General features: G+C 40.9%; 25 protein-coding genes and 4 pseudogenes. 15 read left to right on the forward strand and 14 right to left on the reverse strand.

Annotated features, from left to right (window positions below; all coding sequences use genetic code 11):
- The first annotated feature begins 47 nt into the window (after positions 1-47).
- On the forward strand, positions 48-242 hold the full coding sequence (locus tag KA717_16225) for a transposase (GenBank protein UXE63950.1): 195 nt from the start codon (positions 48-50) through the stop codon (positions 240-242).
- A 135-nt stretch (positions 243-377) separates the two neighbouring features.
- Here KA717_16225 and KA717_16230 read toward each other — a convergent pair whose 3' ends face one another.
- Genes KA717_16230 through KA717_16240 form a run of 3 tightly spaced genes read right to left on the reverse strand, consistent with a single transcriptional unit; the run spans position 378 to position 2,067 of the window.
- Positions 378-1,130 (reverse strand): IS1 family transposase, encoded by a 753-nt coding sequence (locus KA717_16230; protein ID UXE63951.1) that lies wholly within the window; start codon positions 1,128-1,130, stop codon positions 378-380.
- Positions 1,131-1,165: 35 nt separating this feature from the next.
- Complete coding sequence (locus KA717_16235) at positions 1,166-1,855, reverse strand: hypothetical protein (GenBank protein ID UXE63952.1); 690 nt, start codon at positions 1,853-1,855, stop codon at positions 1,166-1,168.
- A gap of 17 nt (positions 1,856-1,872) precedes the next feature.
- Entirely contained in the window at positions 1,873-2,067 is a 195-nt protein-coding gene (locus KA717_16240) for a transposase (protein UXE63953.1), read from the reverse strand.
- 196 nt (positions 2,068-2,263) lie between these two features.
- Between KA717_16240 and KA717_16245 the strand changes: the two are divergent.
- The 3 genes and pseudogenes from KA717_16245 to KA717_16255 all read left to right on the forward strand — a co-directional run bounded on the left by KA717_16245 (position 2,264) and on the right by KA717_16255 (position 4,200).
- Positions 2,264-2,473, forward strand: a pseudogene (locus tag KA717_16245) (IS4 family transposase).
- Positions 2,474-2,744: 271 nt separating this feature from the next.
- Positions 2,745-3,824 (forward strand): IS1 family transposase, encoded by a 1,080-nt coding sequence (locus KA717_16250; GenBank protein ID UXE63954.1) that lies wholly within the window; start codon positions 2,745-2,747, stop codon positions 3,822-3,824.
- Between the two features lie 58 nt (positions 3,825-3,882).
- A complete protein-coding gene (locus KA717_16255; protein UXE63955.1) occupies positions 3,883-4,200 on the forward strand; it encodes a hypothetical protein in 318 nt (105 codons plus the stop codon).
- 115 nt (positions 4,201-4,315) lie between these two features.
- Here the strand turns inward: KA717_16255 and KA717_16260 are convergent, their stop codons facing one another.
- The 6 genes from KA717_16260 to KA717_16285 form a co-directional block, all read right to left on the reverse strand.
- The gene (locus KA717_16260) at positions 4,316-4,666 is read right to left on the reverse strand and encodes a DUF760 domain-containing protein (protein UXE63956.1); all 351 of its coding nucleotides are present in this window, start codon (positions 4,664-4,666) and stop codon (positions 4,316-4,318) included.
- Positions 4,667-4,744: 78 nt separating this feature from the next.
- Positions 4,745-5,218, reverse strand: a complete 474-nt coding sequence (gene scpB / locus KA717_16265; GenBank protein UXE63957.1) for an SMC-Scp complex subunit ScpB — start codon at positions 5,216-5,218, stop codon at positions 4,745-4,747.
- A 154-nt stretch (positions 5,219-5,372) separates the two neighbouring features.
- Entirely contained in the window at positions 5,373-6,032 is a 660-nt protein-coding gene (locus KA717_16270) for a hypothetical protein (protein ID UXE63958.1), read from the reverse strand.
- A gap of 51 nt (positions 6,033-6,083) precedes the next feature.
- Positions 6,084-7,475, reverse strand: a complete 1,392-nt coding sequence (gene asnS / locus KA717_16275; protein UXE63959.1) for an asparagine--tRNA ligase — start codon at positions 7,473-7,475, stop codon at positions 6,084-6,086.
- 273 nt (positions 7,476-7,748) lie between these two features.
- Positions 7,749-9,803: a pentapeptide repeat-containing protein gene (locus tag KA717_16280; GenBank protein ID UXE63960.1), complete on the reverse strand. Its 2,055-nt coding sequence runs from the start codon at positions 9,801-9,803 to the stop codon at positions 7,749-7,751.
- Between the two features lie 41 nt (positions 9,804-9,844).
- Positions 9,845-10,276 (reverse strand): hypothetical protein, encoded by a 432-nt coding sequence (locus KA717_16285; GenBank protein ID UXE63961.1) that lies wholly within the window; start codon positions 10,274-10,276, stop codon positions 9,845-9,847.
- Positions 10,277-10,550: 274 nt separating this feature from the next.
- On the opposite strand from KA717_16285, the gene KA717_16290 reads away from it, so the two are divergent.
- The 8 genes from KA717_16290 (at position 10,551) to KA717_16325 (ending at position 16,116) form a co-directional block, all read left to right on the forward strand.
- Entirely contained in the window at positions 10,551-10,973 is a 423-nt protein-coding gene (locus KA717_16290) for a hypothetical protein (GenBank protein UXE63962.1), read from the forward strand.
- Positions 10,973-11,563, forward strand: a complete 591-nt coding sequence (locus KA717_16295; protein UXE63963.1) for an RES family NAD+ phosphorylase — start codon at positions 10,973-10,975, stop codon at positions 11,561-11,563. The genes KA717_16290 and KA717_16295 overlap by 1 nt, the downstream gene beginning before the upstream one ends.
- Before the next feature lie 609 nt (positions 11,564-12,172).
- On the forward strand, positions 12,173-13,300 hold the full coding sequence (locus KA717_16300) for an ISAs1 family transposase (GenBank protein ID UXE63964.1): 1,128 nt from the start codon (positions 12,173-12,175) through the stop codon (positions 13,298-13,300).
- A gap of 133 nt (positions 13,301-13,433) precedes the next feature.
- The gene (locus tag KA717_16305) at positions 13,434-13,679 is read left to right on the forward strand and encodes a hypothetical protein (GenBank protein UXE63965.1); all 246 of its coding nucleotides are present in this window, start codon (positions 13,434-13,436) and stop codon (positions 13,677-13,679) included.
- A gap of 157 nt (positions 13,680-13,836) precedes the next feature.
- Positions 13,837-14,901, forward strand: a complete 1,065-nt coding sequence (locus KA717_16310) for a hypothetical protein (GenBank protein ID UXE63966.1) — start codon at positions 13,837-13,839, stop codon at positions 14,899-14,901.
- 19 nt (positions 14,902-14,920) lie between these two features.
- A complete protein-coding gene (locus KA717_16315) occupies positions 14,921-15,280 on the forward strand; it encodes a hypothetical protein (GenBank protein UXE63967.1) in 360 nt (119 codons plus the stop codon).
- A 27-nt stretch (positions 15,281-15,307) separates the two neighbouring features.
- Positions 15,308-15,535, forward strand: a complete 228-nt coding sequence (locus KA717_16320; protein ID UXE63968.1) for a hypothetical protein — start codon at positions 15,308-15,310, stop codon at positions 15,533-15,535.
- 140 nt (positions 15,536-15,675) lie between these two features.
- Positions 15,676-16,116 (forward strand): hypothetical protein, encoded by a 441-nt coding sequence (locus tag KA717_16325; protein ID UXE63969.1) that lies wholly within the window; start codon positions 15,676-15,678, stop codon positions 16,114-16,116.
- A 157-nt stretch (positions 16,117-16,273) separates the two neighbouring features.
- Here the strand turns inward: KA717_16325 and KA717_16330 are convergent.
- The 4 genes and pseudogenes from KA717_16330 to KA717_16345 form a co-directional block, all read right to left on the reverse strand.
- Positions 16,274-16,372, reverse strand: a pseudogene (locus KA717_16330) (IS982 family transposase).
- A gap of 17 nt (positions 16,373-16,389) precedes the next feature.
- Positions 16,390-16,650 carry a hypothetical protein gene (locus KA717_16335; GenBank protein UXE63970.1) on the reverse strand — a complete coding sequence of 87 codons (261 nt, stop codon included), beginning with the start codon at positions 16,648-16,650 and terminating at the stop codon, positions 16,390-16,392.
- Positions 16,647-17,972 carry an IS4 family transposase gene (locus tag KA717_16340; protein ID UXE64685.1) on the reverse strand — a complete coding sequence of 442 codons (1,326 nt, stop codon included), beginning with the start codon at positions 17,970-17,972 and terminating at the stop codon, positions 16,647-16,649. Before KA717_16340 ends, KA717_16335 begins: the two co-directional genes overlap by 4 nt.
- Positions 17,973-18,042: 70 nt before the next feature.
- On the reverse strand, positions 18,043-19,185 hold the full coding sequence (locus KA717_16345; GenBank protein ID UXE63971.1) for a 50S ribosome-binding GTPase: 1,143 nt from the start codon (positions 19,183-19,185) through the stop codon (positions 18,043-18,045).
- Between the two features lie 863 nt (positions 19,186-20,048).
- Between KA717_16345 and KA717_16350 the strand changes: the two genes are divergently transcribed.
- Positions 20,049-20,897, forward strand: coding sequence for a sulfotransferase (locus tag KA717_16350; GenBank protein ID UXE63972.1), 849 nt, complete (start codon positions 20,049-20,051; stop codon positions 20,895-20,897).
- 870 nt (positions 20,898-21,767) lie between these two features.
- On the forward strand, positions 21,768-24,182 hold the full coding sequence (locus tag KA717_16355) for a hypothetical protein (GenBank protein ID UXE64686.1): 2,415 nt from the start codon (positions 21,768-21,770) through the stop codon (positions 24,180-24,182).
- Between the two features lie 463 nt (positions 24,183-24,645).
- On the opposite strand, the pseudogene KA717_16360 reads toward KA717_16355, so the two are convergent.
- Positions 24,646-24,921 (reverse strand): annotated as a pseudogene (locus KA717_16360) (transposase).
- A 147-nt stretch (positions 24,922-25,068) separates the two neighbouring features.
- Between KA717_16360 and KA717_16365 the strand changes: the two are divergent.
- A pseudogene (locus KA717_16365) lies at positions 25,069-26,405 on the forward strand (IS5 family transposase).
- Positions 26,406-26,466: the final 61 nt, after the last annotated feature.

The raw sequence follows: 26,466 nt of genomic DNA on the forward strand, positions 1-26,466 counted from the left end.
AGTATGAGACTGTAAAATGGAGAAAATCTTAAAGGGCAGGTCAAAAAATGTTGGAATGGTGGACAAAAAACTTTGCCAGTTGTGAATTGGGAGACGAGAGGCTAAACAATCGTGCCTTCTCGATTGGGAAAAAGTTAAGTGAGGGGTTTGGAAAAGCCTTATCAGAAGTGTTTAAGGGAGGAAACGAGTTAAAGAGGGCCTATGAATTTTTGGGAATCCGAAAACAGACTTTGTCAAGATAATAGAGCCGCACTGTGAAATGACAACTGCCGCCGTAGAAGAATATAAGATAATGCTATCAGTCGGAGATACGACCTTCTTAGATTATCGCAATATCAAGGAAAAAAGGGTGGTGTTCTGAATCTGTGGAAACGAGTCTAAATGAGACACCCAAATTCAAAGCGATTGATAAATAATCCAAGGACAATATCGTGCATCACAATAGATTTAGAGAAACAAATCGTTTTTCTAGCTAATCGTTTTATTCGAGTCCTTAATGTCAGGTGCTTTCGTTCGATTTTTTGGGTATTACACTTACCAACCAAATGTAAGGCTGGCTCAATATGTCGTTCGTATGCTCCCCATCCATCTGTATAATATTGAGTAATACCAAAGGGTTCTAATAACTCTTTTAGTCTTAGAAATGCTTCGTCTTTATGACCCGATAATACATAAGCTAATATTTCACCCGTGTCGTGATCAATAGCATGCCATAACCATCTTTCCTCTTTTTTACTATTCACAAAACTCCACATTTCATCTAGTTCGGCTGACTGGTCTTCCCATTGGCATAGCTTGACTATCGTCTGACTTGGTTCCAGTTCTGCTAGCTTCTTCTCGTTCACAAATACCAAATCTGACTCCTTTTTTTTTAGTTCATTAATCACCGTTGACGGACTAATCTTCAACACACGGGCTGTATCTCTTATTCCGCTACCATTCATTGCCATATCTATAATCTTTTCTTTGACTTCTGGCAAATGACCTTGGTAAGTATAATTCAAGATAAATGTACGACGCTTACATTCGAGATTACGACATTTATACCGGTCTTTGTCTTCTCCCGATACTCCGTGTTTAACAATATCTATACTTTGGCAACTTGGACAAACAATCGTATTAAATAGCATGGCACACCATTTCTGAGATTTAAATTTGTTTATTATTACTCATTCCACAGATTTAGGACACTACCGACATTCAACGGGTCACGATTATCAAAACGATAGGGAGTTCGTAGATTAACTGAGCAAAATCGGACGGCAAGCTTAACCTTCCGTGCTTTTCTTTTTCCTGTACTCGGAATCTCGATTTCTTGATGAAAACGAATCGGTTCTGATTCCAAATGTTGCCAAAGTCGTTCACTATTTCTGTCTAAACTACGATTATGAGACGCTCTGACCAGCACTCCTGTATGCTTGAGTTGACGCACTGAGTCAAAGACTTCTGAAACATCTCCTTCTCTGTCAAATACATGAATTACCCTCGTTGAACTTTCTACCTGTTTCTCACAGGTGTTTAGAGCCTCTACCCATTTGTAGGATTCTTTTTCCTCAAATGGTCTTTGACGAGCTGCTTTTCTTTGTTCTTTCTGTCTTTCTTTTTTCTGCTTCGCCGTTTCATCTGTTGGGGGCTTTTCTTTTACCTCCCTATTCCACAGTTTTTGCCATAATAAACCTAATACTTGTCCTTTTTCTGGCTCAATTGCTAAAGCACTATGCAGTATTAATCCATTCCCTCCTTTTCCAGTCGGCCCATACCCTTCCCTTTTTTCCTTGATATTGCGATAATCTAAGAAGGTCGTATCTCCGACTGATAGCATTATCTTATATTCTTCTACGGCGGCAGTTGTCATTTCACAGTGCGGCTCTATTATCTTGACAAAGTCTGTTTTCGGATTCCCAAAAATTCATAGGCCCTCTTTAACTCGTTTCCTCCCTTAAACACTTCTGATAAGGCTTTTCCAAACCCCTCACTTAACTTTTTCCCAATCGAGAAGGCACGATTGTTTAGCCTCTCGTCTCCCAATTCACAACTGGCAAAGTTTTTTGTCCACCATTCCAACATTTTTTGACCTGCCCTTTAAGATTTTCTCCATTTTACAGTCTCATACTCCCTTCATCCTTTGTTTTTGAAATTTGAACGATAAGCGGGATGATGGCTTCAGAATATTTTTTTTCCTGTCAAGAGAATCATTTCTCAAACCCTTGCCAGATAAAGCCTCTAGAAGTTTGCATTGCTGGATTTTGGACTTAACGGGAAAAGTCAGCTTCAACTTCAGGTGTTAAAAGCAGCCGCCTCTCAAAAACTTCCCCCTATTTTGACTGTTGCTTGGGCTGTCGAGTCTGTTGCTTTTCTTGGTGGTTATCTTGAACATCGTCGTAAAACTCCTCTCGGTATCCAAGTCCTTTGGCGCGGTTGGTTGAAGTTGCATGACCTTTGCCAAGGCTGGCAGCTTGCAATCCGCACTTAACGGGAAAAGTCAGCTCCATCGATGGATGACAACAAGTTTAAACCCAACTTCACCGCGATGGTGTATTATACAAGAGCTTTGACTAGCCATTAATCTTTTTAAATGGGGAGAGAATAAACTATTAGGAACTGGTATCGTCTGATCAAAGTTGGAAAAAGTTATGGCGTAAGGCTTTGAGAAAATAGAAAAATAGTTTAAGACTAGACATCGGCCCGTTTTTATTATACTATTATTATTGTCATTATATCAAAGAAGAAGGAAACAGAAAACAATGTCAATATTAAAGAAAAGCTCTATGAAAATCCTGAATGATGTTGGCTTGTGCCAAGAGAAAGAGGATGCCTTATTCAAGAAAAACTGTCCTCATTGCTATAGTGAAAACGTAAAAATACATTCTTATTATCAAACGAAAGGTAACGGGGAACGTAAAATGTTCATTTGTCAAGAATGTAGTTCTTGTTTTGCTGAGACTTATGGTAGCGTAATCGCTGGCTTAGAAACCCCATTAAGTGAAATTGTAAAAGTATTAAAAGCCAGAATAGAAGGAATAGGATTAAATGCAGCAGCCCGAGTATTTGGCTACGCGAAAACAACAATATTGAATTGGGAAAAGAAATTATCAGGATTACAAGAGACATTATTTTTATACGCCTTAGTGAATGAATTTGTTAAATTAGTAATAGAAGGGGATGAACTATACACAAAAGTTGGAAAAAATAAAGAAGCAAGTGCCTCTGAGGGATGGACAATCGTGCTCATGGACAGGGCAAGCCGCTTTATTTGGCATTTAAAATGTGGTCGAAAAGAGCAGAAATTATTTCTAGAAGCAATGATGACGGTAGCGGAATTATTTGAAAGGAGTGCAGAATCTCTCCAGTTATTTACAGATGGAGAAAAGCGATATAGTCAACTGCTATTTAATATTTGTCACGAAGTATTAAGGACTGGAAAGCGAGGTCGTCCCACCAAAGTATTACCGAAGGGTTTTGTAGTAAGACTAAAAAATAAGAGTAGTAAACGTCGAGATTCTGAGGGTAAACTAAAGAAAGTAGAAACTCCGAAACCAGAACATCCAGAGACAACAGAAAAACCAGAAGAAAAGGACGTCCATGCCAACCACGTTGAGGCATTTAATAGTGCTATCCGACGCTATTTAGCCGCCTTTCGTCGTCGTACAAATACTTATGCTAAATCTGTTGTGGGATTACAGCGAGTCCTAGATATTTTCTGGATGGTTCATAACTTTGTTCGCAGCCATTTTACTACTAGAGAAGTTCCTGCTGTAGCTCTCGGTATAATTGAAAAAGGGTTAACTTGGGAGGACTTACTCCAAATTCGCCTGATTTCTTGAACCTCCCGTATTGCAACGTTTCTAGCTTCTAGCTAGACGATACCAGTGCCAACTATTAATGATGATCAATTTTGAAAAAAATTTTAGCCGTTTGATTAAAGTGCTTTCGCCGCTTCTTATTACAGGAGCTTTAAGTCTAGAAGGCTGGAACTTGTATGTCGTACTGGTTCATCATTCGTCACTCCCAGGATTGACTTTCTTTTTTGGGGTTGGACGATTTGCGCTGATCAGTCATGGTATTGAAGCGATTATCGCCGCCATTTACGCGCCTTCTAGACAGCGATCACCGTTGGGTTATGGCATTTACACGTTTTTTGTGGGAACGGTGGGGTTAGTGGAACTGCTCCGAGAAACGAAAATTGGAGATAACCTCTAATCTTGCTAGGTGATTACCTTTTAGTCCAAATTAAGGCGATCGCTACCAACAGAAAAGACGATTTAATGAGGGTTCGTGTTTAAACATTAGGAGCGTTATTGAGGTCGTGATGCGCCTAGTGTTCTTTGTTTTTTTTCTTCGCTTTTAAGGATTCTGAAAGAGACAATGTATTATCTAAATTTTTCCGCTGTTCCATTTGACCGAGAAAATAACCGGTCATCATGGCAGAGGCCAAAAGATTCGCTAAGTCGTCGCGATCCGTTGTAATTTGAACGTGAAAGTCTTCTGAGGGCAGCATCCCTACTAATCCTTGGACATTCTGATTAATAATATCTTTGATCTCAGAACTGGCCGACTGGGCAACCCAAGCTAAAGTTTCTGGATGTTGTTGTTGGAGATACTGAATTAAGGTATTGGTCTGTGGTTCTTCGGTTTCTGAGGCAAAAAAATCAAAATTAAATTCCATTACAACTCCCTAGCTAGAATGGACATCGCTCCTGCTTACCCTCCACTATAGCGGCTAGTGCTAAAAATTGTAACGATTTTAAGCGATGGGGGGAGGAAGTTTGTCTATCTCAAAATATTGATGAAATTTGTCGGTAATTTCTAACCAGGAAGAACGACCATCCACTTGCCGTCGTTTACGCACAAAGCCCAGTTCGACCAGTTCCTGCACTTGTTGATAGGCACTGCTACCGCGTAGGTTAATCAGGTCGGTTTGTAGTATGGGGGATTTAAGCGCGATCGCTGCTAGGGTACGCAGGCTACCAGTCCCTAACTCGGCGGGAATAAAATCTTGAATCAGTTTTTGAAACGCAACTCGCAATTGTAAACTATAGCCCTTTTCGCTTTCGATCACTTCCAAGGCACTATCCCGATGGGCGTAATCTTCCATTAACTCAATCAAAGCCTCTTCCACTTCAGCGCGATCGCATCCTGTTGATTCCGACAATTCGGCGATCGTCAGAGATTGTCCTTTCAGGTAGAGAATCGCTTCAATTTTGGTCGCTAATCGCATAGAGATTCTTTGAGATTACTGCTATTAAATGTCAACTCAGAGTAAGGAACCCAGGGCAAGCTAAGGAAATTTAGATCTTAATTTTAACTCTTCGCTTGGTTGAGTAATAATATCCCTAATTCCCTCCTCCAATTTCAAGAAACTTTAGAATCCATTATTTTTGAGTTAGGACAGTTGTTAAGGATTTTCCTAACGCTTGTAGTTCAGACGTTAATTGAGCCGCATTGGCATCAGGTTTACCACTTTTGAATAAAGTTCCGAGAGTGGTCATGTGGCCATTAATCTCTTCGTAGGCCTTTACCGACTTAGTTTTAACCGTACCTTCTAGACCTGTCCAACTTTCCTGAAGTTTCATAAATTCCTGTTGAGCCGTGCTCAAATCTCCCGCCTGTACAGCAGCTAAAGTACTGGTCACACCTGAAGACATCCCTTGAACACCATCTTTAAGGGCTATAGCTCCTTGGACTGCATTGGCAGCAGATTGTTTGGCTTTCTCAGCATTTGCCTTCATCTCATTCATTTTTGATTGAGCCGTATTGGTTGCCTGTTCTGTCGCAGTTTGGGCTTGCTCTAGAGCCGATTGAGCTTTGTTAGTGGCTTGTTCTGTCGCTGTTTGAGCCTTATTGAGAGCGGTTTGAGCCTTATCGAGAGCAGTTTGGGCAGTCTGATTGGCTTTTTCATTGGCGGATTTTGCTCGATCAATGGTCGTTTGAGCCGCAGATTCAGTCATTGTCGGTTTGGTCGCATTCTCTTCTGGCGGTTTTGTCCCACAGCCAGCCAGCAACAACAAACTAGTACTCAGAATTAAAAACATTAGGAAGCGCATATCAAATCAACCTCATTGAAAAGTAAAAGCATTAATAACTTAAAATTCAGCACTAAGCGGGGTTCGGGGAAAGGGAATCACATCGCGAATATTAGCCATTCCGGTCATAAATTGTACCACCCGTTCAAAGCCTAGACCAAAACCAGCATGGGGAACGGAACCATAACGGCGCAGATCGAGATACCACCACAAATCCTCTGGATTCATGCCTTGAGCTTCAATTCGTTGAATGAGTATATCTAGCCGTTCTTCACGTTGAGAGCCGCCAATAATTTCCCCAATTTTAGGCACTAAAATATCCATCGCCGCGACGGTTTTCGCATCCTCGTTTAGGCGCATATAAAAGGCTTTAATTTGGGTGGGATAATTGGTGACAATCATCGGTTTTTTGAAAACTTCTTCGGCTAAATAACGTTCATGTTCAGACTGTAAATCTACTCCCCAGGCAACTGGATATTGAAATTGTCGATCGCATTTTTCGAGCAGGGCGATCGCTTCGGTATAGGTAATGCGAGCAAATTCATTGTTAATAATATTTTCAGCAGTGGCTAAGACGCTGTTATCGATGCGTTCATTGAAAAAGGCCATATCTTCTGGACAGGCTTCGAGGACAAATTTAAAAAGATACTTGAGAAATTCTTCTGCTAAATTCTGATCCCCTTCGAGATCACAAAAGGCCATTTCTGGTTCTACCATCCAAAATTCGGCCAAATGACGGGAAGTATTAGAATTTTCGGCACGGAAGGTGGGGCCAAAGGTATAGACATTTTGAAAAGCGAGGGCCATAACTTCGGCTTCCAATTGACCGCTCACGGTTAAATAGGCCTGTTTCCCAAAAAAGTCCTGTTCAAAATCAACGCTTTTATCGGCTTTTAAGGGCAGTTTATTAAAATCAAAACTACTGACGGTAAATAATTCTCCCGCCCCTTCACAATCGCTGGCGGTAATAATGGGAGTATGTACCCATAAAAAGCCTCGTTCCTGAAAAAATTGATGGATCGCTGTCGCACAGGCATTTCTGACTCGCATCACGGCCCCTAGGGTATTTGTCCGCGATCGCAGGTGGCCAATCGTGCGTAAAAACTCAAAACTATGGCGTTTTTTCTGGAGGGGATAGGTTTCGGGGTCAGCTTCTCCTAACACGATCAGGGTTTCAGCCCTGAGTTCTAATTGTTGTCCTTTGCCTGGGGAAGCAACGAGTACTCCCGACACGATCAGGGAAGCCCCCGTATTTAAGCGCGTTAATTGGGTTTTATAGTCTGGTAACGTGGGAGCTAGAATCACCTGGAGATTGGCCAAGAATGAACCATCATTCACTTCGACAAAACTAAAATCTTTTAATTCTCGTTTGGTGCGGACCCAGCCCTGAATGGTCACGGTTTCATCTAGTTGACCTCGGCGAAGCAGATCAATAATGCGTCGATTTGACATGACTATCTACCCTTGTTGTTCAAGACTATTCGTAGCACTAGTTTATCATTTTGCTGCTCTCCATTTCCTCTTGTCTATATTTTTATTGTGTACAAGCTCAATTAATACGGATTAAAAAACGGCGATCGCCGCCTTACCGTTAAGTAAAAAAGCGATCGCCTCTTACCATTAAGCAAAAAAGCGATCGCCCCTTACCGTTAAGTAAAAAAGCGATCGCCGTCTAATTGGGAACCTGTATGATCGAGAATTTAAGCGAGAAGGGTTCCTACCACATTAAGCGTGAAGTTTTTCCGATTTTTCCCAGAGAGTCTCAAATCGGCTTTTGTCAATTTTGATATTTTCTGTTTTATAAGAAATGTAACCTGTTTCCGTTTGACCATCCATAATTCTCCTTGTTGTAAAGAAATTTCTTTGAACAGATAAGTCTTCGCAAATCATCAGATTAGTATTGTGCCAACTATAGCCTTCAATGTCTTTAGCCTTACTGTCACAAATACAAGCAACCTCTATACCAGAGTGAAGCTGTTCCTGAATCATTTGTAAATGATTTTGATCAGGAATTTTAGGGAGAATAAATACCCGTTTAATAGAGACACCTTTTTTGAGCAGTTGCTTGTTAATTTCAAGGAATTTCTGACCAGAAGGAGTATGCCACCAGATGTGGTCAGTCATGGGGTGAATAGCTAATATTTGATATTGACGGGGATCAATTTGTTCTAGCAATTGGGCAACTTTTTCTAAACGGGATTCGCCATTAATTTCGATTTTAATTTCAGGCATAATCGTATTAGTGAGGATTGCACCGTCAAAGAGCGTTAGGTTATTTTCATCTAATTTAACATTAGTCAAATTAGCCCCTGTTAAGTCCGCATGACTCAAATTAGCCTGACTTAAATTGGCTCCTGTTAAATCCGCATGACTCAAATTAGCCTTGCTTAAATCGGCTCCTTTCAAATCAGCATTAGTCAAGTTAACGCCTGAAAGATTGGCATTACTGAAGTTACATCCCATCAACTTTGAATCCGAGAGATTTGCTTCGGTATCCATTAAATTGACCTGGCTGAAATTTAAGCAATGAAAATCTCGTTCTCCTATCTTGTATAAACACATAAGTTCCTTTGCGCTATTAGCGTCTGAAATAGATTCATCAGGAGAGTAAATAGCAATAACGGCTTTAACGTAGGCAAATAGATAGGCTTTTAGAATGTTTTTATGGGTGTAAATAGTAATAATTTTTTTGTCACCACATTCGACAACAGCCTTAACGGTGACGGCCCCTTCTTTACCTGGTCGTAAATTGACTACATAGATAGATTTAAGGATATGTTGAATCTCGACTAAGTGAGAAAGAGCTTCATCAAAGGCGGTAAAAATGGCATCCACTGAACCTTTTTTAAAGGCCGATTCAGTGTAACGTTTTTTGCTCGTCTCATTGAATAAAATAACCGTAGCTGAAGTTAGACTGTTATTAGAACAAAGAACTTCAAAGTTTTCAATTTTCCAGCCTTTAAAAAGAGGAAGATGATCTTCAAAGTATAAGTTTTGTTGAGGCTTACTTTCTAAAAGCAGATTGAATTTAGCTTTTTCATTTTCAATAGAAATTTTACCAAGATTCTTGAGTGTTTTTTCGATAGATACGGGAGATTTATCATTCCCTAAAGACTCTAAAAATAAGGAAGGTGAACCAACAAAAGGATAGCCACTTGCAATAAATTCCCGATTCCTGATTGTAATAATACCTGCAAGCTCGTATTTGATGGCAATCTCTACTTGGATCGCTGTCTTTAAATTGACATTAGGATATTTTTCCAGATCAATCTCTTTCAAGTCAATTTGACCAACCTTAATGTTATTGAGAAGTTCAATAATTAAACGATTGGCATACTCTTGAGATTTCAGGCTTTTAATATTATGCCAGATTTTGATTAATCCCATTTCACCTATGTAAGGATTAATTTTCCCCTCTAAAACAAGTCCCATAACCCTAGTAGCTTCTCGGTTAAGAGTCGTTTGATTTCGTAATAAAAACTCTTCAATCAGATCAGCATCAATTAAGACTTTCGGGGCTTGAGAAGTGTTATCTTTTGATTGGAGTACTTCTAAATTTGCCAGAAAAAAATCAATATTTATATCAGGGTGAGAAATGACTTTATGGAGACTCAGTTTGATCTCATATTGAACAAAAGGATCATCTTCACTGTCTAGGTTATTTCTCAAATTCCAAAGTGTTTTAATCACTTCAGGTTCGGGACAATCGCCCAATTTTCTAATTATGGAAGCGCGGCGATCATTATCCTGTTCATTACACAATAACTTTGTGGTTTTCATTTTCAAATCAATCTCCTTACTTGGTAGTTTTTTAATCCATACTAATTGTGTCTGATAGCAACAGGCAACTCTAATTCAGAATTTTCAGTATGGCGTGTTGGCAAAACTCTCACTGAGTGCTCATCATTGATGTCCACAAAATAGCCTTTTCTGAAGAGAATCCTTCTTAGAGAAGTAATTCCCACACGCTCATCTTCATCTAATTCAAGGTAAAGCTTAAGATACACCCCCAGATTTTTATTAAAATCGGCATTCATATTCTTGCTACTATGCTTGAATATTTGAGCCAGTTCTTCTGCTGAATAAAGTCCTGTGGCAGCCAAATAAAACATCGCCTTATATTTATTAGATAGCGATCGTTGAATAAGATTTTGCTCTATCGCTTGCAACAAAGCTTCTAGCATGGATGTATCCAAACCACATTTGCGCGCTTGCTTTTGGACATCGGAGAGATTGATGAAAACATCTTTCATTGCTGTATTTTTGAGTTAATTAGCATATCCTAAAATGAATTTAAATTTGTTTGCCCTCACCTAGAACTTACACAAACACCAACAATTGTTGGTCAAACATGGTAATAATTGTTGGTTGAGTTTTTTTATGAAAAAACGCTATATGGTGAGTAGCGGTAAGTAATTTGATCAATAATCCAGTGAGATATGCCAATACACTGGGGTCTCTTGGACTGCTTTCTTATTATAGTCGAGGTTTTAACTAATGATACTCACAAAAGAAAGTCCGCCACTCTTGAAACCCAAAGTTTCAAGTCAGACCTCTCCTTTGGAAGCGGCCATTAAACGAGGCGAAGAGGCGAAAAAGCGATTCTTATCCAAGCAAGGGGGAGCCTTAAACAACATTGAGGCTTGCAGTATTTTAGGGTGTAGCCTTCTGGAATTAGAAACCATGAGACGCAATCATCAGGTTTTAGGTTTATCCGTCAACGAAGAACTGGTTTATCCCGCTTGGCAGTTTATCGAGGGCAAAGTTTTGTCAGGTTTAGACAAAGTATTAGCAGCTCTAAAAGAAGATGGAGCTTGGACACAGGTAATCTTCCTGCTCACGGGTGATATTCGTTTAGATGGGGCAACCCCACTAGAAAAACTTAAGGAAGGGGAAATCGATCAAGTGGTTTGGGCGGCTAAATGCTACGGGAGTCATAGCGCGGCGTAATGAGTTTGCCTCCTTTTCCTCTCCCTCCTGACAATTTTAATCAACGTGAATTGCCCTGCTTTACTACTCAAGGCCCCTGGCTAAGATTAAATAGGGCAGGGTACACTTCTAGTATTCATTTTGACCGCAGTGGTAACGGGCGTTTTGATGGCCCTGATCAAAGCTATGGACTTCTCTATGTCGGTGATCAGTACAGTGCCTTTATTGAATGTTTTGGCAGAACATTTGATGGCGCAGTAACGGTTACAGCCCTAAGAAATAGAAATCTTTTTGAGATTAAGAGCGATCGCCCTTTAGTTTTAGCCGATGCAACAGGGCCAGGTCTTGTCAGAATGGGAATAGATGCCCGAATTTCTTCAGGCGATTATGAGTATTGCAGGACTTGGGGGCAAGCAATTTGGGAACATCCCCAGGCAGTAGATGGCGTTAGATACCGTTCTCGCCATGATGATAATGTCTATTCTATCGGACTATTTGATCGAGTGAAAAGCCATTTAAAAGAAGGAAATTTAGGAAATTTATTTGACAGCCATTCCTCATTATTAGGCAAAATTTTAGAGCATTACGATTATGCTCTTATTAGTGATTAATAATAATTAGGATTATCAGTACAATTTTCTGTTGCGAAGAACCAACCACTTTCAGTGACTTTGATCCCGTTTGGGTTAAATTTTGGGGAGAAACCCGTTGGTGGCTACGACTGCTTTTCTATCATCTACCTGTACGACTTCTGATCCTAACAGGCGATAGCCCCGTCCACGACTATCATCACCGACGGCCAGCAGGGGATTGGGTTAACGCCCATCTAGATCGCCAGTCCGAAGTAGAAGCAGGCGTTTCCTATTCCCACTCCTGGGGTTTATTGGAAGCCATCAACAAAACATTCGAGTCGTTCGGTGAAATGCCGACCAGCTAAATCGAGACGTTAGGGAGAAAGTTAGAAATGGCTTCTCTCCCTAATGTTTTTTTGTATTGAGTCCTTATCATTCTATGTAGGGGCTTGGTCGCCAAGCCTTGCAGTTTCTGGATTTGGAAACCAAACCCCTACGAGATTTTGGATTATGCAACAGTTGTTGGTTTCATTCTCCTTAAAGTTTTTGAGGTTCAGGGCGAACGCATCTAAAAATGATACAGATACAAGAACATTATAGAGGGATGGATAAGGGAAAATAAGGGAAAGTGCATAGAAAACAAAAGCGATGAAACTCCGACCCAAATATAGACTGGTAGAACACTTTGCCGAAATAGATGACCCTCGCATCGAACGAACAAAACGGCATAAACTCATTGATATTCTAACGATTGCCATCTTAGCCGTCATTTGTGGAGCAGAAGGTTGGGTAGCCATGGAAAGTTTCGGCAAGGCTAAACATCAATGGCTAAAAAAAATTTTGGAATTGCCAAATGGCATCCCCTCCCACGATACGTTTGCGCGTGTATTTGCTAGTCTGAATCCAGAGCAATTTCAAGACTGTTTTCTGCATTGGGTCAAAAGTATAGCGGAGGTAAGTGAAGGGGAAGTGATAGCGATTGACGGCAAAACCCTTCGCCACTCCTATGATAATGCCAACGGAAAGGGCGCAATTCAGATGGTAAGTGCATGGGCAACAGCAAATCGTCTAGTACTAGGACAGTGCAAGGTGGAAAGCAAATCGAATGAAATCACGGCGATACCCAAACTCCTGAAAATGCTAGAGGTCAAAGGTTGTATCGTAACGATTGATGCCATGGGAACTCAGACAAAGATTGCCCAACAGATAGTAGGGCGAGGGGGAGATTATGTTTTGGCATTGAAAGGCAATCAAGGTAATCTATGTGAGGATGTTGAACAATTATTTGCTCATGCTCAATCGGTTAATTTTGCGGGAATTAAGCATGATTTTCATCAAACAATAGACAAGGGACATGGACGGATTGAAATTCGCCGTTGCTGGACGATGGAACAAACAGAATTTTTGCTGGGTGGGGAGAAATGGGCAAAGTTGACGAGCATCTGTATGATTAAAGCGGAGAGACGATTGAAAGACAAAACAGAGTATGAGACCCGCTACTATATCAGTAGCCTGCCGAGTAATGCTCAAAAATTATCCCAATCTGTTCGTAGTCATTGGTTGATAGAAAACTCTTTACATTGGGTTCTAGACTTGGCCTTCAACGAGGATGCTTGTCGCATTCGTAAGGATTTTGCTCCTGAGAATTTAGCCGTCTTACGCCATATCGCTCTTAACTTGCTCACAAAGGAAAATACTCTGAAACTTGGTATCAAGAATAAACGGCTACGCGCTGGTTGGGACGAGGACTATCTCCTTAAGGTTTTACTCGGATAAGATGCGTTTGCCCTGTTTTGAGGTTGACATTAGTTGACATTATCGGTAAGCGTCGTTTAACATTATTTAGCAAGCAACAATTGTTGGTTTACACCATAATAATATTAATAGACATAAATTCAGAGAAGAGCTTATGAGAGCCGCCAACGAATTGAGTTTAAATCGAGATGCCATACAAGCCGCCAAGAAAGAGACTTATGAGCGGCTAAGGGATTTAGGCGTTAATATGGATGACGCAGGGATAGGGTTAGCACTTACTAGCGGACATCCTACATTGAGAGTACACTTGCCTGAACCCATCCCTGAACGAAAAAAAATCAATCAAGTACAAGGCTTTGCCATTGAATATGAAGTAACGGGAATTGCTTTCGCCTACTAAAGATGAGGTTCTTGCGCTTAATTAAAAAGCAGATTTGATCCAATTTCTGTTGTGAACCTTACATTGATGTAAAATTACATCTCAACGAGCTATTACAACCACTCATGAGGAAACTATCACAATCGCTAGTCATAAAAAAGACAAGACTAAGATTTGTATGATGAATCTCAAGGAAGCTAAGGAAAAGAAAAAATACATTAGCGATATCATAGCTAGTGGGTTTGTAGTGGCCCATAATTCTTCTCACGATATTTTTCCAGGGATTGGACTGAAACTAAATTACGACAAAAATGAGTTAGAAGTTGTCATTCATGTAATTGATGAGAATCAAAGACATTACATCAAAAAATCACTAGGAAAAGAAGACATTGATATAGAAATTACTGGTCTTGCTTATGCCTATGCTGATTCTACCAATCGCTGTTCTCAACATTCTCTAAGCATGGGGGCTTCAATTTCGCGGTCTGAAGCAACATCGCAACCAGGAACACTGGGATGCTTTGTACAAAAACAAAATGATCCCTCGCTAATGATACTCAGCAACGCTCATATTCTTTGCGATATTACTGGAAATAGGGGAAATATAGGGGATAATATTTTATTACCCGCATGGCGCGATGGTGGTAATCCAGACAATCATTTGATTGCAACTTTAGCAGGTTTTGATGAACGATTGATGGAAGCTATTCATGGTCATAACCACAGATTTGATAACGAAAATCATAACCCACCAATTGTTGATGCAGGGATTGCTCGACTTTGTGATAATCAAAGAAGTAGAGAAGAAATTAACAGAATTCACAATGATCGCTATTTGCAGGGAATTCGGGATCAAGACTATTTAATACAAGTTTTTGGTGAATTAGGACTGGCAAATTATCCTGTCTTTAAATTTGGTAGAGTCACAGGATTAACTCAGGGCCGCATTAATACGATTCAAGAAGATAGAGCAATTCATTATGGATTAAATTTAAATAACGAAGGCCAAACCTGTAGCTATAGATTCTCGGAGATGATCCTTATTGAAGGAGAAGAAGAAGAACCATTTAGTCGTTCAGGAGATAGTGGCTCTCTCATTTACGATAGCGAAGGTTATGCTATTGCTCTCTTGTTAGGCGGAGTAAGACGATCTAGTAAAAATGGTAATGGGCCGCCTTTGACCTTTGCTTTGCCAATTGACCGAGTGTTTGATATACTCAATATCCGTCTTCCTTCCTTATAAATATAAAGAGTCAGCGATTATGTCTCAGGAAAATCAAATCGACATTGCCAAGTATCAAGAGCAGGTTAAAAGCATGATTAGTACTATTTTATACTTTGAAAGCTTGCCCGAAGATCAAGGAATTGCTTATGCTGGTGGGTTTGATAATGCTCAAGAGGAAGCACAAGAATATCTCAATAAATCTGCCATAAAACAACTTGTTTGCCCTGCATTAGTCGGCATTACTAATGACGTATTTTCTGTTAGTAATGCAATTACTACAGCCTTAATTACTGCTACTATTACTGGAACAATTGCAATACCGCTTAATCCTCTGATTTATGCTTGGATTGCTCTAGTAATTTTTAGAGCAGGTATCGGTGTCTATTGTAAAGAATAGATAGTTGTTGAAATTTCTGCTCCTCTGTTGGTGGTTGCGACTGTTTTTCTATCATTTACCCGTGGACTTCTGATCTTAACAGGCGACAGCCCAGTACATGACTATCATCACCGACGGCCAGCAGGTGATTGGGTTAATGCACACAGCGATCGCCAAGCCGAAGTCGAAGCAGGTGTCTATTATTCCCACTCTTGGGGGTTACTAGAGGCGATCGACAAAACCTTTGAATCTTTCAGCAAAATGCCGACCAGCTAAATCGAGACGTTAGGGAGAGAATCTAAATCAGACTTTTCTCCCTAATTTTTAGTTACAAACCTTTGCTGTATTGCGGAGTCTCATTTACAATAAGGACAACAATTGTTGGTTGTAAAAATTAGACTTCTGGTTAACCTGAAATGTTAAAATTCATCCACAAAAAACAATCTCCTCTAAGTTTAGTTTCTCCCTTAGAAACTGCCATTAAAAGAGGTGAAAAAGCAAAGACAAGCTTTTTATCCAAGCAAGGGGGAGCCTTAAGCAACATTGAAGCTTGCCGTGTTTTAACCTGTAGTCCCCCTGAATTAGAAACCATGAGACGCAATCATCAGGTTTTAGGTTTATCCGTCAACGAAGAACTGGTTTATCCCGCTTGGCAATTTATTGAGGGCAAAGTTTCGTCAGGTTTAGACAAAGTATTGGCAGCCCTAAAAGAAGATGGAGCCTGGACACAGGTGATCTTCCTGCTCACGGGTGATATTCGCTTAGATGGGGCAATCCCACTGGAAAAACTTAAGGAAGGGGAGATTGATCAAGTAGTTCGGGCGGCTAAATGCTACGGAAGTCATATCGCGGCGTAATGAGTTTGCCTCCTTTTCCTCTTGGAAACATCCCCAGGCAGTAGATGGCATTAGATACCGTTCTCGCCATGATGATAATGTCTATTCTATAGGGCTATTTGATCGAGTCAGAGACCATTTAACGGAAGAAAACTTAGGAAATTTATTTGATGAAAATACTGCTGCCCGTACATTGTCCAAAACAATGCTTGAGATAGATACATAAGGGTAGTAAGGTAGAAGGCATACATTCCACAAAACGTTGATAACTTGGCAATTGTCCCTTAATGATTTTTAATGATTTGATTTAAAACGCTGCTGGGCAACCTGAAACGCTTCTTTCATCACCGTTTGAATCTTTTTGGGATCGGGTTTTTTGCCCCCCATTAAATCCCCAAAATAGACTGAGGCTCCTTCCCCTAAGGCCCAGGTATAGGCCGCCGCCCAGGAAACCGCTACCACCGATCCAAATCCTGGTATGAATTTAATCAATTCCCGCCCCACCGCCTGGGCCAAAAAGCCACCGGCGATCGCACTGACAATCATCCGTGTCAACTTAAAGGAATGGGTTCCCAAATTTGTTGATTGAGAGCGGCCTTTTCTCGATGTCGCTTTCTCTCAGCTTTGACCAAACCAAATAACTTAGCACGTTCAGCCAGATAGGTTACTGTATCAGGCTTTTCTCCTCTAGCAATAGCCTTCGCTACATAGTATAGACTCCGAAACACCATCTCTACTGAGATTTTTTCTTTCGGTTGATTTAGAGCAATCGCCACTTCCCCTACCAATTGATTTAAGACCGTATAGAAAATCAAAGTGCAAATAATCTGGATTTGGACACCATTCTTATTCCCTACCCATAAATAGGCTAGTCCTAAAAGTCTTTTCGTTAATAAAAAGGCTTCTTCGATTGTCCATCGTCTTCGATATAAATCACAGACCTCTTCGGCGGACAGTTGTTCGGGAGACAACACATTTGTTAAATACTGATACCAGATTGTTCCCCATAATACTGAGACTAATCTCACCGGATGCTTGCAAGGATTAGAACGGTAATTTCCCATAATGATAATCTCATCTCTGTAATGACTACCTTGAGACAATACTTGTTTGGTTTTGTAAGATGTACCCGCTCTAAATCTGGTTAGAAAAAACTTTTTAGCTTCTGTTAACAAATCAAACCACACAAAGCTAAAAAATCCCATATCTACGAGAATTAAACCATTTTCTGGTAATTTAGCTGCCAATTCTTCACACCATATTTTATCATTTGATTTATCATTTTCTGTGTACCATAAAGTAACGGGTCTTTGGGTAAAGGCTTCCACTACCATCATTATTTTACCCCCCAATTTACTCTTTTCTTCTTTACTTATTTTCATATTTTTCCTTATCTGCTCTAGCGTTGAGCCATCTGCTATCCACACTGCACTAAACTTTTCTCTTATTTTTTCCCATTTTTCTCCTACTTGGAGCTTCTTCCCTTTTTCGGCTGCTTTTTCTAACACTCCTTTTAGTAATATTGCAAATATTTCGGCTGGCACATTCATCATTCTTTTTGATACTGCCTGTTTGCTTACTTTTAATGATGCTACCCATAGCAATCCCTCTTCCTCTAACAGTCTTACCGCTTCACTTATACCCGCTATTTGACGATACACTATACTTAACACTAATGCCACCATTACTGGTAAATTTAGCACCCTATCTCTCATCATTTTCTCATGAGTTCCCTGTAAATATTTTAATGGTGTAAACATTGTGGGTTCTAGTAATTCAAACAACTCTTTTGTTATTTCAGGGATTTCTACCCCTGGCTGATTTGTCTTACGACGTAAGTCTGGGTTTCCTTTTCTCCGAGGATGTTGTCTTGCCATTTGTTTTTTGCTCACTTTTTTATATACTAACCTTTTTTTCAGCCTACTCTTACTTCCGCCTGCTTTTAGGCTAATCTTTTGTGAGTAGGCATTTTGGCTTAAGTTGACACCAATGACTGACAATGCCCCCTGCTTGGGAAGGCGAGAGAATTTGACCATAAAGTTTTCCTAAAACCCCTACCAGAGAAACCTGAAGTGCTGTCAAAACAGGCATCGTTGCAAAAGGTAAGGGGACAGCCGCCAACGTTGCCGCCATAATGGCAAAGGCCAAACTATAACGTCGAGCCACATCTCGATAGAGATTTCCCAATTGTTTACTGGTTTCCCCCGCCAGGAGTTGATGAATTGCCCTGGCCTCGGCTTCTGGCAACAATTCTGCTAAGGTATCGCGCAGCGTTTCCAGTCCATAAAATATTGGTTGATAACCATCTTCTTCCAGGGTAAAGTCAATTAGAATAGCTCGATCATAAAAGGGCGAAAAATTTTCTTGAATGGCAGTAAAAGCCCGTTGAATTTCGGCTAAATCAGGAGGATAGGGGGGATGCTCAAAATTTAAATTAGGATAAACTTCATGGAGACAAGTTACTGCCAATAAACAGGGAATTTGAGCATACTGACGACGTAATTGACTAATAATATTGCGAAGACTATCCGTCGCAAAATCAGTAATTTTAACCGTCAAAATTAAAACCCTAGCGCGTTGCCTATCTGTCTCTAATTCCTTAAGTAAATCGGTAATTAAGGCCTCTGTATTTTGATTGAGATCTCCTAAGCCAACAGTATCGGTAAAAATTAATAAGGGGAGATCCTGAGCCGGATAGGTATAGCGTTGGGTGTATTGTGTATGGGGTCGAAAGCCTTGACCAATAATGTCTGGGGAAACTCCCGTCAAACCTTGCACAATCGAACTTTTCCCCGCCTGGGGTTTGCCAATTAATAAAGCTTCTGTGGTGGGTAACTCGGCTCGAACCTTGTCTAGAATTTCAGCAATCTGTTCTTCATTGACCGAAAAACTTTTGAGTATTCCTTGAGTCAGCTTTTCAATCGGCCGCAGTTTATGTAGTCCGGTAGTTGTGGTGTTCCAAAGGTTAGCAAGATGGTTGACCCAAGCTGACTTGATCGCCGTGGGAAGACTTTCTTCCTCGTTATCAGGCTCCGAAGGGCGATCGCCTTGAGATAAGTCTAGTTGTACCTGAGGAGATTTCTCTGTCATTGCGCTGAAGGATAGGGAAGAGGGCTTAAAGGAGAAGATTCTAGTGCGGTTACTATCTGACTAATACCAAAGAACAACTTTCGCTGTTTTTCTTCACAGTAAGGGGCGATCGCTGTTTATATTTATCGGTAAGGGGCGATCGCTTTTCTTCTTAATAAGGGAAGGGGCGATCACATTCTACTGTATCGGTAAGGGGCGATCGCTGTTTATATTTATCGGTAATAGGCGATCGCTGTTTATCTATATTGGTAAGGGGGCGATCGCTTTTTTCTGCTGGCTGTAAAAGATAATTTTCTACTCATCAGAGTTTGTAACAAAATTTAACATTTGGCTCTAACCCTTATATCTACTAGCTTTGTAGTAGTTGACCGTTAGAACAGGACTTGCTTTTTCTGTCCCTATTGGTAAACTGTCGAAAGTTGGCCCGCTAGAATACTGTCTCCTCGTAAATTTGTTTGTCAAAATCTGTTTTAAATTTAGTTTATTTTTATCATGACCATCAACTCTGCCTTGACCCTTGCCTATAACCAACTCACCGCTGTTGCGGGTTTCGATGACTTCTGGGGACGTTTTGATACGGCTTTTGGAACCAATTATGATCGCGCACTAGTGGTCTGTCAATCTTGAAATGAGGGGCTACAAGAACCCGTAAGTCTATTTTGGCAAGGCTTTGAGAATCTAGCAACCCATCAAAATAAAGTTGACGTGCCACTAGCTTTAACCTTTCAGTCGCAATGGTTGGCAGGAGATTTTAGTCAGTTTCCGGCGAGCGCGGCGGTGAGTAATGGGGTGTTGGGAATGGCTAATAGGGCCTATGGCAGCAGTAATAATATGAGATTATTCCTCTTGCCTCTACTAAGCAAATGACTCCCAAAATACACTTTATTTCTGGACTTCCCCGTTCTGGTTCTACTCTTCTCTCCGCTTTACTTCGCCAAAATCCCCGTTTTCATGCCAATATGTCTAGTCCTGTTGGTGGGCTAGTCAACACAATGTTAAACGCAATGAGTGAAGATAATGAATTTTCTATGTTCCTTTCAACAGAACAAAAACAGGCATTAGTCTTAGGTATTTTTTCTGCCTATTATCAGTCCCAGACAGATAAATCCATTATTTTTGATACTAACCGTCTCTGGTGTAGTAAGTTACCCCTTATTAACAAGCTATTTCCTGACGCAAAAATGATTTGCTGTGTTCGTAATGTGGCATGGATTATGGACAGTATTGAAAAATTAATCAGAAAGAATGTTTTTGATGTATCTCGTTTGTTTAACAACGTCGGTGAACGGGCAACAGTTTACACTCGCACTGAAGCATTAGGTCAAGGAGGGCGGCTGGTTGGTTTTGCTCATAATGCCTTAAAAGAAGCTTTTTATGGTGAATATAGTTCTTCTTTACTGTTGGTCGATTATGATATTTTGACCCAAGCACCAGAGAACACCCTATCTCTTATTTATCAATTTTTAGACCAGGAACCCTATCGTCATGATTTTGAAAATGTACACTACGAAGCCTCTGAATTCGATAATCGGCTCCATACCCAGGGACTGCACCATGTTCGACCCAAGGTAGAATTTCAACCTCGTTCAACTATTTTACCCCCCGATTTATTTGCTCAATTCTCGCGATTATCCTTTTGGCAGAATCCGAGTAATAGTCTAGCCAATGTGATTGTTGCCCAATCATCAGTCTCATCAGCTAACAAAACTTAAGCCAATGTTCTTAAACTTGTATTTATTTATTGAAATCTAATTAGGAAAACTCTCATGGCAAACTTCATCGTCAATCAAACCCTCGATAACGGACTCGGAAATACAGTCGGTACCCTTAGTTATGCAATTCTTCAGGCCAACCAGTTAGCGGGAGATGACATTATCACCCTTAATAATAATGTCCGTCTCACTCAGGAAATGCTTTCCATCAGTAGCAACATTAATATAGTAGGGAACGGCTTTAGTCTTAGTGGAGATGCTAATGGGAACGGTATTAATGATTTTGGAGATGTTCGAGGGTTATCTATAAGCTCTGGAATTGTGAATATTTCTAGTCTCACGATTACCAATGGACGGTCTCAAGGTCAAAATGGCTCCGATGGTGGCGATGGTGCTAATGGCGGTTATTTTGGTGGTTATGACGGCTATGGTTATGGTGGCTATTATCCCGTCAGTGGCGGTGGCGGCGGTGGCGGTGGCGGCGGTGGTGCTGGTATGGGAGGAGGGTTATTTATTTACGATGGCACTGTTACCTTAAACTCTGTAAACTTTAGCAATAATGCAGCCATTGGTGGCAATGGTGGCAACGGTGGTAATGGTGGTGGTAGCGGTGGTAGTGGTGGACCTGGTGGCTCTGGTGGTAGTGGTGGCTCTGGCTCTGGTGGTTATAGTAGCAATGGTGGCTATGGTGGCTATGGTGGCTATGGTGGTGGTTTTTTTAGTGGCGATGGTGGCAAGGGTGGCAATGGCGGGGGCTATGGTGGTCGCTATGGCGGCAATGGTGGCTATGGTAGCTTTGGTACCTATGGTATCTTTGGTGGCGATGGTGGTGGTGGTGGTGCTGCTGCTGGTCTTGGTGGTGGTATATTTATGCGTAGTGGTGCTCTTACCCTTATTAATACTAACTTTACTAATAACACAGCTGCAGGTGGCTCTGGTGGGAGTGGTGGCTATTATGGGGATGGCTCTGATGGCTCTGGTCTAGGAGGAGGGCTCTTTATCCTACAAGGTCTCACGACTGTTTCTTCTGTTGGTTCACCTACTTTCTCTGGCAATAGTGCCACAGATGATGACGGAACAGAGACTAATAACGATGACTTTTTCGGAAACATCAGTATTGTTCCTGCCAATGTTACTCTAGCCGTTTCTTCAGTCGGTGTACTAGAAAACGGAACAACTAATCTAGTTTATACCTTCACCCGCACAGGCCCAACAACCAACGCCTTAACTGTTAATTACAGCATTACAGGAACCGCCGATGCTACCGACTACACAGGGGCAACTCCAGGCACAGGGAAAACGATTACCTTCGCAGCCGGTTCAGCAACAGCAACCTTAACCATAGATCCCACTGCCGATACCACCATCGAAGCCAACGAAACCGTAGCCCTGACTTTAACAACTGGTACGGGCTATGTTATTGGAACCACTGCGGCTGTCACGGGAACTATTACCAACGATGATTTTCCGACCCTCTCCATTAATGACATCACCGTTGTCGAAGGTAAAGATGCCAGTGCTTTCCTAACTGTTAGCCTCAGTGAGCCCATCAACCAAACTGTCAGCGTTAACTATACTATCACCGCCATTAATGCTACTGCCGGCAGTGACTATACTACCACGAGTGGAACCCTAACTCTAGCCCCAAATAGTACTTTCGTTACAATCAGCATTCCCATCCTCAACGATGACATTAACGAAAGCCTTGAAGCCTTTACTGTCGCCCTTTCTAACCCTGTTAACGCTAAATTGAGTAGCAATACTAATGATAGTATCGGAGAAGTAAACATTAGCGATACTTGGTACAGTGGACTAACCAGTACCCTGCCCAACGGAGTCGAAAACCTGACTCTGATTGGAGTTAATGCTATCAACGGTACAGGCAATAGCGGTAACAATATCCTCACTGGCAACAGTGCCAGCAATACCCTCAATGGCAGTACGGGAGTAGATACTCTGATTGGTGGTTTTGGGAACGACATTTATCAAGTTGACAGTACAACCGATATCATTACCGAAAATGCTGGTGAAGGAATTGACACCATTCAATCCTCTGTCACCTATACGATCGCCTCTCTAGCCAACATCGAAAACCTGACCTTAACCGGTTCTAGTTTTATTAATGGTGCGGGTAATTCTGCCAATAACATCCTCACCGGCAATAGTGCCAACAATACCCTCGATGGCAGTACGGGAGTAGATACTCTGATTGGTGGTTTTGGGAACGACATTTATCAAGTTGACAGCACAACCGATATCATTACCGAAAATGCTGGCGAAGGAATCGACACCATTCAATCCTCTGTCACCTATACGATCGCTTCTCTAGTCAACATCGAAAACCTGACCTTAACCGGTTCTAGCGTCATTAATGGTACAGGCAATGCTGCTAACAATTCTCTAACAGGCAATACTGCCAATAACACTCTCAATGGCAGCGATGGTAACGATACCCTCAATGGCGGTGCTGGTAATGACACCCTGATTGGCGGTAATGGCAACGATTATGCCGACTATTACAGTTCCACTGCCAGCGTTACCGTGAATTTAGCAATGGGAACCGCCAACGATGGTTTAGGAGGAACCGATACCCTCTCCCAAATTGAGAATGTCCAAGGCTCCAATACCGCAGGCGATAATCTCACCGGGGATGCCAATAATAATACCTTCTATGGCTATGGCAGTAATGACACCCTCAACGGTGGGGATGGTAATGATACCTTAATTGGTGGGACAGGTAATGATAGCCTCATTGGTGGCAATGGAACCGATACTGCCTACTATTACTTGGTGACGGGAGCAGTAACGGCTAACCTGGCCACAGGAATCGCTAGTGATGGCGAAGGGGGAACCGATACCCTTTCCCAAATTGAAAATATCCAAGGCTCCAATACCGCAGGCGATAATCTCACTGGTAATACGGGTGTTAATGTTCTTTACGGTTATGGCGGTGCAGATATCCTGACAGGGGGCGGCGGCAATGATCTTCTCTCTCTCGGTAGTGATACGTTTAAAGATACAGTTAACTATGCCAGTGGTGATGGGGTTGATACGGTTTACAACTTTGTGCGTGGAGTCGGTGGAGATATCCTCAAATTCACCAGCATAGCGGCTATTGATGTCCAGGTTTCTGGCACGAGTACCCTTTTTAAAGTGGGGGATGGAATCTCAGGTAATACTGGTTTTGGAACCGGAGCTTTACTGTTAACCACCAGTGCTACGACAGGTTTTGTCGCTGCTGATGTCAATGTCAATCTCCTAGGAGCAACCTTTGCTTTTAGTTAACTAGAAATAAGAGGGCGATCGCTTTTTTAATGGATAATTGAGAATGGATAATTATCAACTATTCACTATCAACTATTCACTGAACGGTGATCGCTTTTTTTCTTAACGGTAAGGGGCGATCGCAGTTTTAGACTTTAATCAACAAAATGACGGAGATCGCAGTCAAATTTTTCAAAAATTCGGTTGGGTTAAGGAACGCAAACCAAGCAATTAAATGACAATGGTGTTGATTTGTTTTGGAGGGGGGATATTATTTGTGTAGAAATGTTGGGTTTCCTTTCGTCAACCCAACCTTGTGAACTAGTAGTCCAAGGCGTAAGTTTGGGTGCTATAAAATTTAAGCAGCCAAAACCTTCCCCCGATACGTCCATCGAAAGGGCTTCGCCATAGTGCGGTTAAAATAGTCGATGAATTCAAGAATTTGCGTTCTTAAATCATCTTGACTGAGAAAATTTCCTCGTTTCAGTAACTTACGCATTAAAATACCAAACCAAATCTCAATTTGATTGAGCCATGAACAATGCTTCGGTGTGAAGTGAAAAACAATTCGATGATTGGGGTCACTGAGAAAAGTTGCTCTACTCGCCATTGATTGAAGGATGCCACTCTTGCCCTTCTCTCCTAATTCAAGATTAAGTCCCTCAAATTCTGCTACATAGCGAACCAAAGATTCTGACTGATGGGTATTTAGGCAATCCATGCTCAAGTGCCATTTTGCTACATCAGGGCTGGTGGCAATGGTTTTTTGGATATGGCTTAAATAGGGCTTGCTGAAAAAAGCTGAAACCTTTACGGAGAAAAATAGTAGGCGAATTAAGAACCGCTAGAATGCACGAAAATAGGGTAGAATGCCTCAAAACCATTGCATTAAGAAGAGAGAAAGCAGATGTACCGAAAGCAACAGTACTCAATTGAAACACCAGAAAACTTGAAAAATCTGTTCGGCGGGCAGTTAGACGAAGAAAATCGTTGGATAGAAATGTCAAAATGATTCCCTGGGAAGAATATGAGGAAGAATATGCAAAAAACTTCACAGAAAAAAAAGGAGCCCCAGCCAAATCATTTAGAATGGCATTAGGAGCATTAATTATCAAAGAAATTTCAGGAAAAAGTGACAGAGAAACAGTAGAACAAATAAAAGAGAACCCTTATTTACAGTACTTTATAGGAATGGAAAGCTATAGTAGCAAAGAAGCATTTAATGCGTCAATGATGGTTCATTTTCGTAAAAAAATAGGAATGGAATTAATAAATAAAATTAATAAAGAAATAGAAAAAAAAGCGACGGGTGTAGCGTCAGAAAAAAAAGAAAATGAAGGAAAGTTATTGTTAGATGCGACTTGTACACCAGCAGATATAAAATATCCAACGGATATAGGAATATTGAATGATGCCAGAGAAAAAACAGAAAAAATAATAGATAAGCTGTATGAAGAAATAAAAGAGAAAAGGAAAGAAAAGCCGAGGACTTATAGGGAAGTGGCAAGAAAAGAGTACTTAGCCATAGCAAAAAAACGTCGTGTGTCAAAAAAAGAAAGAAGAAAAGGAACAAAAAAACAACTAGGATATATAAAAAGAAACTTGTCTGATATAGAAAAAATGATAGAAGAGGGAGCAAAGTTAGAAAAACTAACGAAAAAAGAGCAAGAAGAGCTTGTAACGATAGGAAAAGTGTATGAGCAACAGTTAGAAATGTATGAAAAAAAGACAAATAAAGTAGAAAACAGAATCGTGAGTGTAAGCCAACCTCACGTGCGTCCAATAGTGCGCGGAAAAGCGGGAAAAGCAGTAGAATTTGGAGCTAAAATATCGGCAAGTAATGTGAATGGCTTTGTCTTCTTAGACAAATTAAGTTGGGATAATTACAACGAATCGGGAGATTTACAAGCGCGAATAGAAGAATATAAAAGGGAAACAGGATGTTATCCGGAATCGGTTCATGTGGATAAAATCTATCGAACAAAAGCGAATCGAGCTTATTGTAAAGAAAGGGATATAAGAATGAGTGGTTTCCGATTGGGAAGACCGCCGAAAGAGGTGAGCAAAGAAAAAAAGAAAGAGGCACGCTCAGATGAAAGAGTGCGTAATGCCATTGAGGGTAAATTCGGACAGGGAAAGAGGAAATTTAGTCTTGGTCGAGTGATGGCCAAACTACCTGAGACCTCGGAAACGGTAATTGCGATGAACTTTTTGGTAATGAATCTTTCTACTCTACTTCAGAAGACAAAAAAGAAAACAAAAAGTAAAAAGTTGTAGAGTCGTTTTTCTTGTGAAAAATGGTGTT

This window comes from Woronichinia naegeliana WA131, from assembly GCA_025370055.1.
Classification (GTDB): Bacteria; Cyanobacteriota; Cyanobacteriia; order Cyanobacteriales; family Microcystaceae; genus Woronichinia; species Woronichinia naegeliana.

Bases quoted from the DNA above. Each gene is read 5' to 3' on its own strand.
- KA717_16305 (UXE63965.1), top strand. From the start codon at position 13,434: ATGAGAGCCGCCAACGAATTGAGTTTAAATCGAGATGCCATACAAGCC.
- asnS (UXE63959.1), bottom strand. From the start codon at position 7,475: ATGTCAAATCGACGCATTATTGATCTGCTTCGCCGAGGTCAACTAGAT.
- KA717_16250 (UXE63954.1), top strand. From the start codon at position 2,745: ATGTCAATATTAAAGAAAAGCTCTATGAAAATCCTGAATGATGTTGGC.
- KA717_16260 (UXE63956.1), bottom strand. From the start codon at position 4,666: ATGGAATTTAATTTTGATTTTTTTGCCTCAGAAACCGAAGAACCACAG.
- KA717_16280 (UXE63960.1), bottom strand. From the start codon at position 9,803: ATGAAAACCACAAAGTTATTGTGTAATGAACAGGATAATGATCGCCGC.
- KA717_16295 (UXE63963.1), top strand. From the start codon at position 10,973: ATGAGTTTGCCTCCTTTTCCTCTCCCTCCTGACAATTTTAATCAACGT.
- KA717_16230 (UXE63951.1), bottom strand. From the start codon at position 1,130: ATGCTATTTAATACGATTGTTTGTCCAAGTTGCCAAAGTATAGATATT.
- KA717_16315 (UXE63967.1), top strand. From the start codon at position 14,921: ATGTCTCAGGAAAATCAAATCGACATTGCCAAGTATCAAGAGCAGGTT.
- KA717_16285 (UXE63961.1), bottom strand. From the start codon at position 10,276: ATGAAAGATGTTTTCATCAATCTCTCCGATGTCCAAAAGCAAGCGCGC.
- KA717_16345 (UXE63971.1), bottom strand. From the start codon at position 19,185: ATGACAGAGAAATCTCCTCAGGTACAACTAGACTTATCTCAAGGCGAT.
- scpB (UXE63957.1), bottom strand. From the start codon at position 5,218: ATGCGATTAGCGACCAAAATTGAAGCGATTCTCTACCTGAAAGGACAA.
- KA717_16325 (UXE63969.1), top strand. From the start codon at position 15,676: ATGTTAAAATTCATCCACAAAAAACAATCTCCTCTAAGTTTAGTTTCT.
- KA717_16235 (UXE63952.1), bottom strand. From the start codon at position 1,855: ATGACAACTGCCGCCGTAGAAGAATATAAGATAATGCTATCAGTCGGA.
- KA717_16225 (UXE63950.1), top strand. From the start codon at position 48: ATGTTGGAATGGTGGACAAAAAACTTTGCCAGTTGTGAATTGGGAGAC.
- KA717_16310 (UXE63966.1), top strand. From the start codon at position 13,837: ATGATGAATCTCAAGGAAGCTAAGGAAAAGAAAAAATACATTAGCGAT.
- KA717_16255 (UXE63955.1), top strand. From the start codon at position 3,883: ATGATGATCAATTTTGAAAAAAATTTTAGCCGTTTGATTAAAGTGCTT.
- KA717_16350 (UXE63972.1), top strand. From the start codon at position 20,049: ATGACTCCCAAAATACACTTTATTTCTGGACTTCCCCGTTCTGGTTCT.
- KA717_16300 (UXE63964.1), top strand. From the start codon at position 12,173: ATGAAACTCCGACCCAAATATAGACTGGTAGAACACTTTGCCGAAATA.
- KA717_16355 (UXE64686.1), top strand. From the start codon at position 21,768: ATGCGTAGTGGTGCTCTTACCCTTATTAATACTAACTTTACTAATAAC.
- KA717_16340 (UXE64685.1), bottom strand. From the start codon at position 17,972: ATGGCAAGACAACATCCTCGGAGAAAAGGAAACCCAGACTTACGTCGT.
- KA717_16240 (UXE63953.1), bottom strand. From the start codon at position 2,067: ATGTTGGAATGGTGGACAAAAAACTTTGCCAGTTGTGAATTGGGAGAC.
- KA717_16270 (UXE63958.1), bottom strand. From the start codon at position 6,032: ATGTTTTTAATTCTGAGTACTAGTTTGTTGTTGCTGGCTGGCTGTGGG.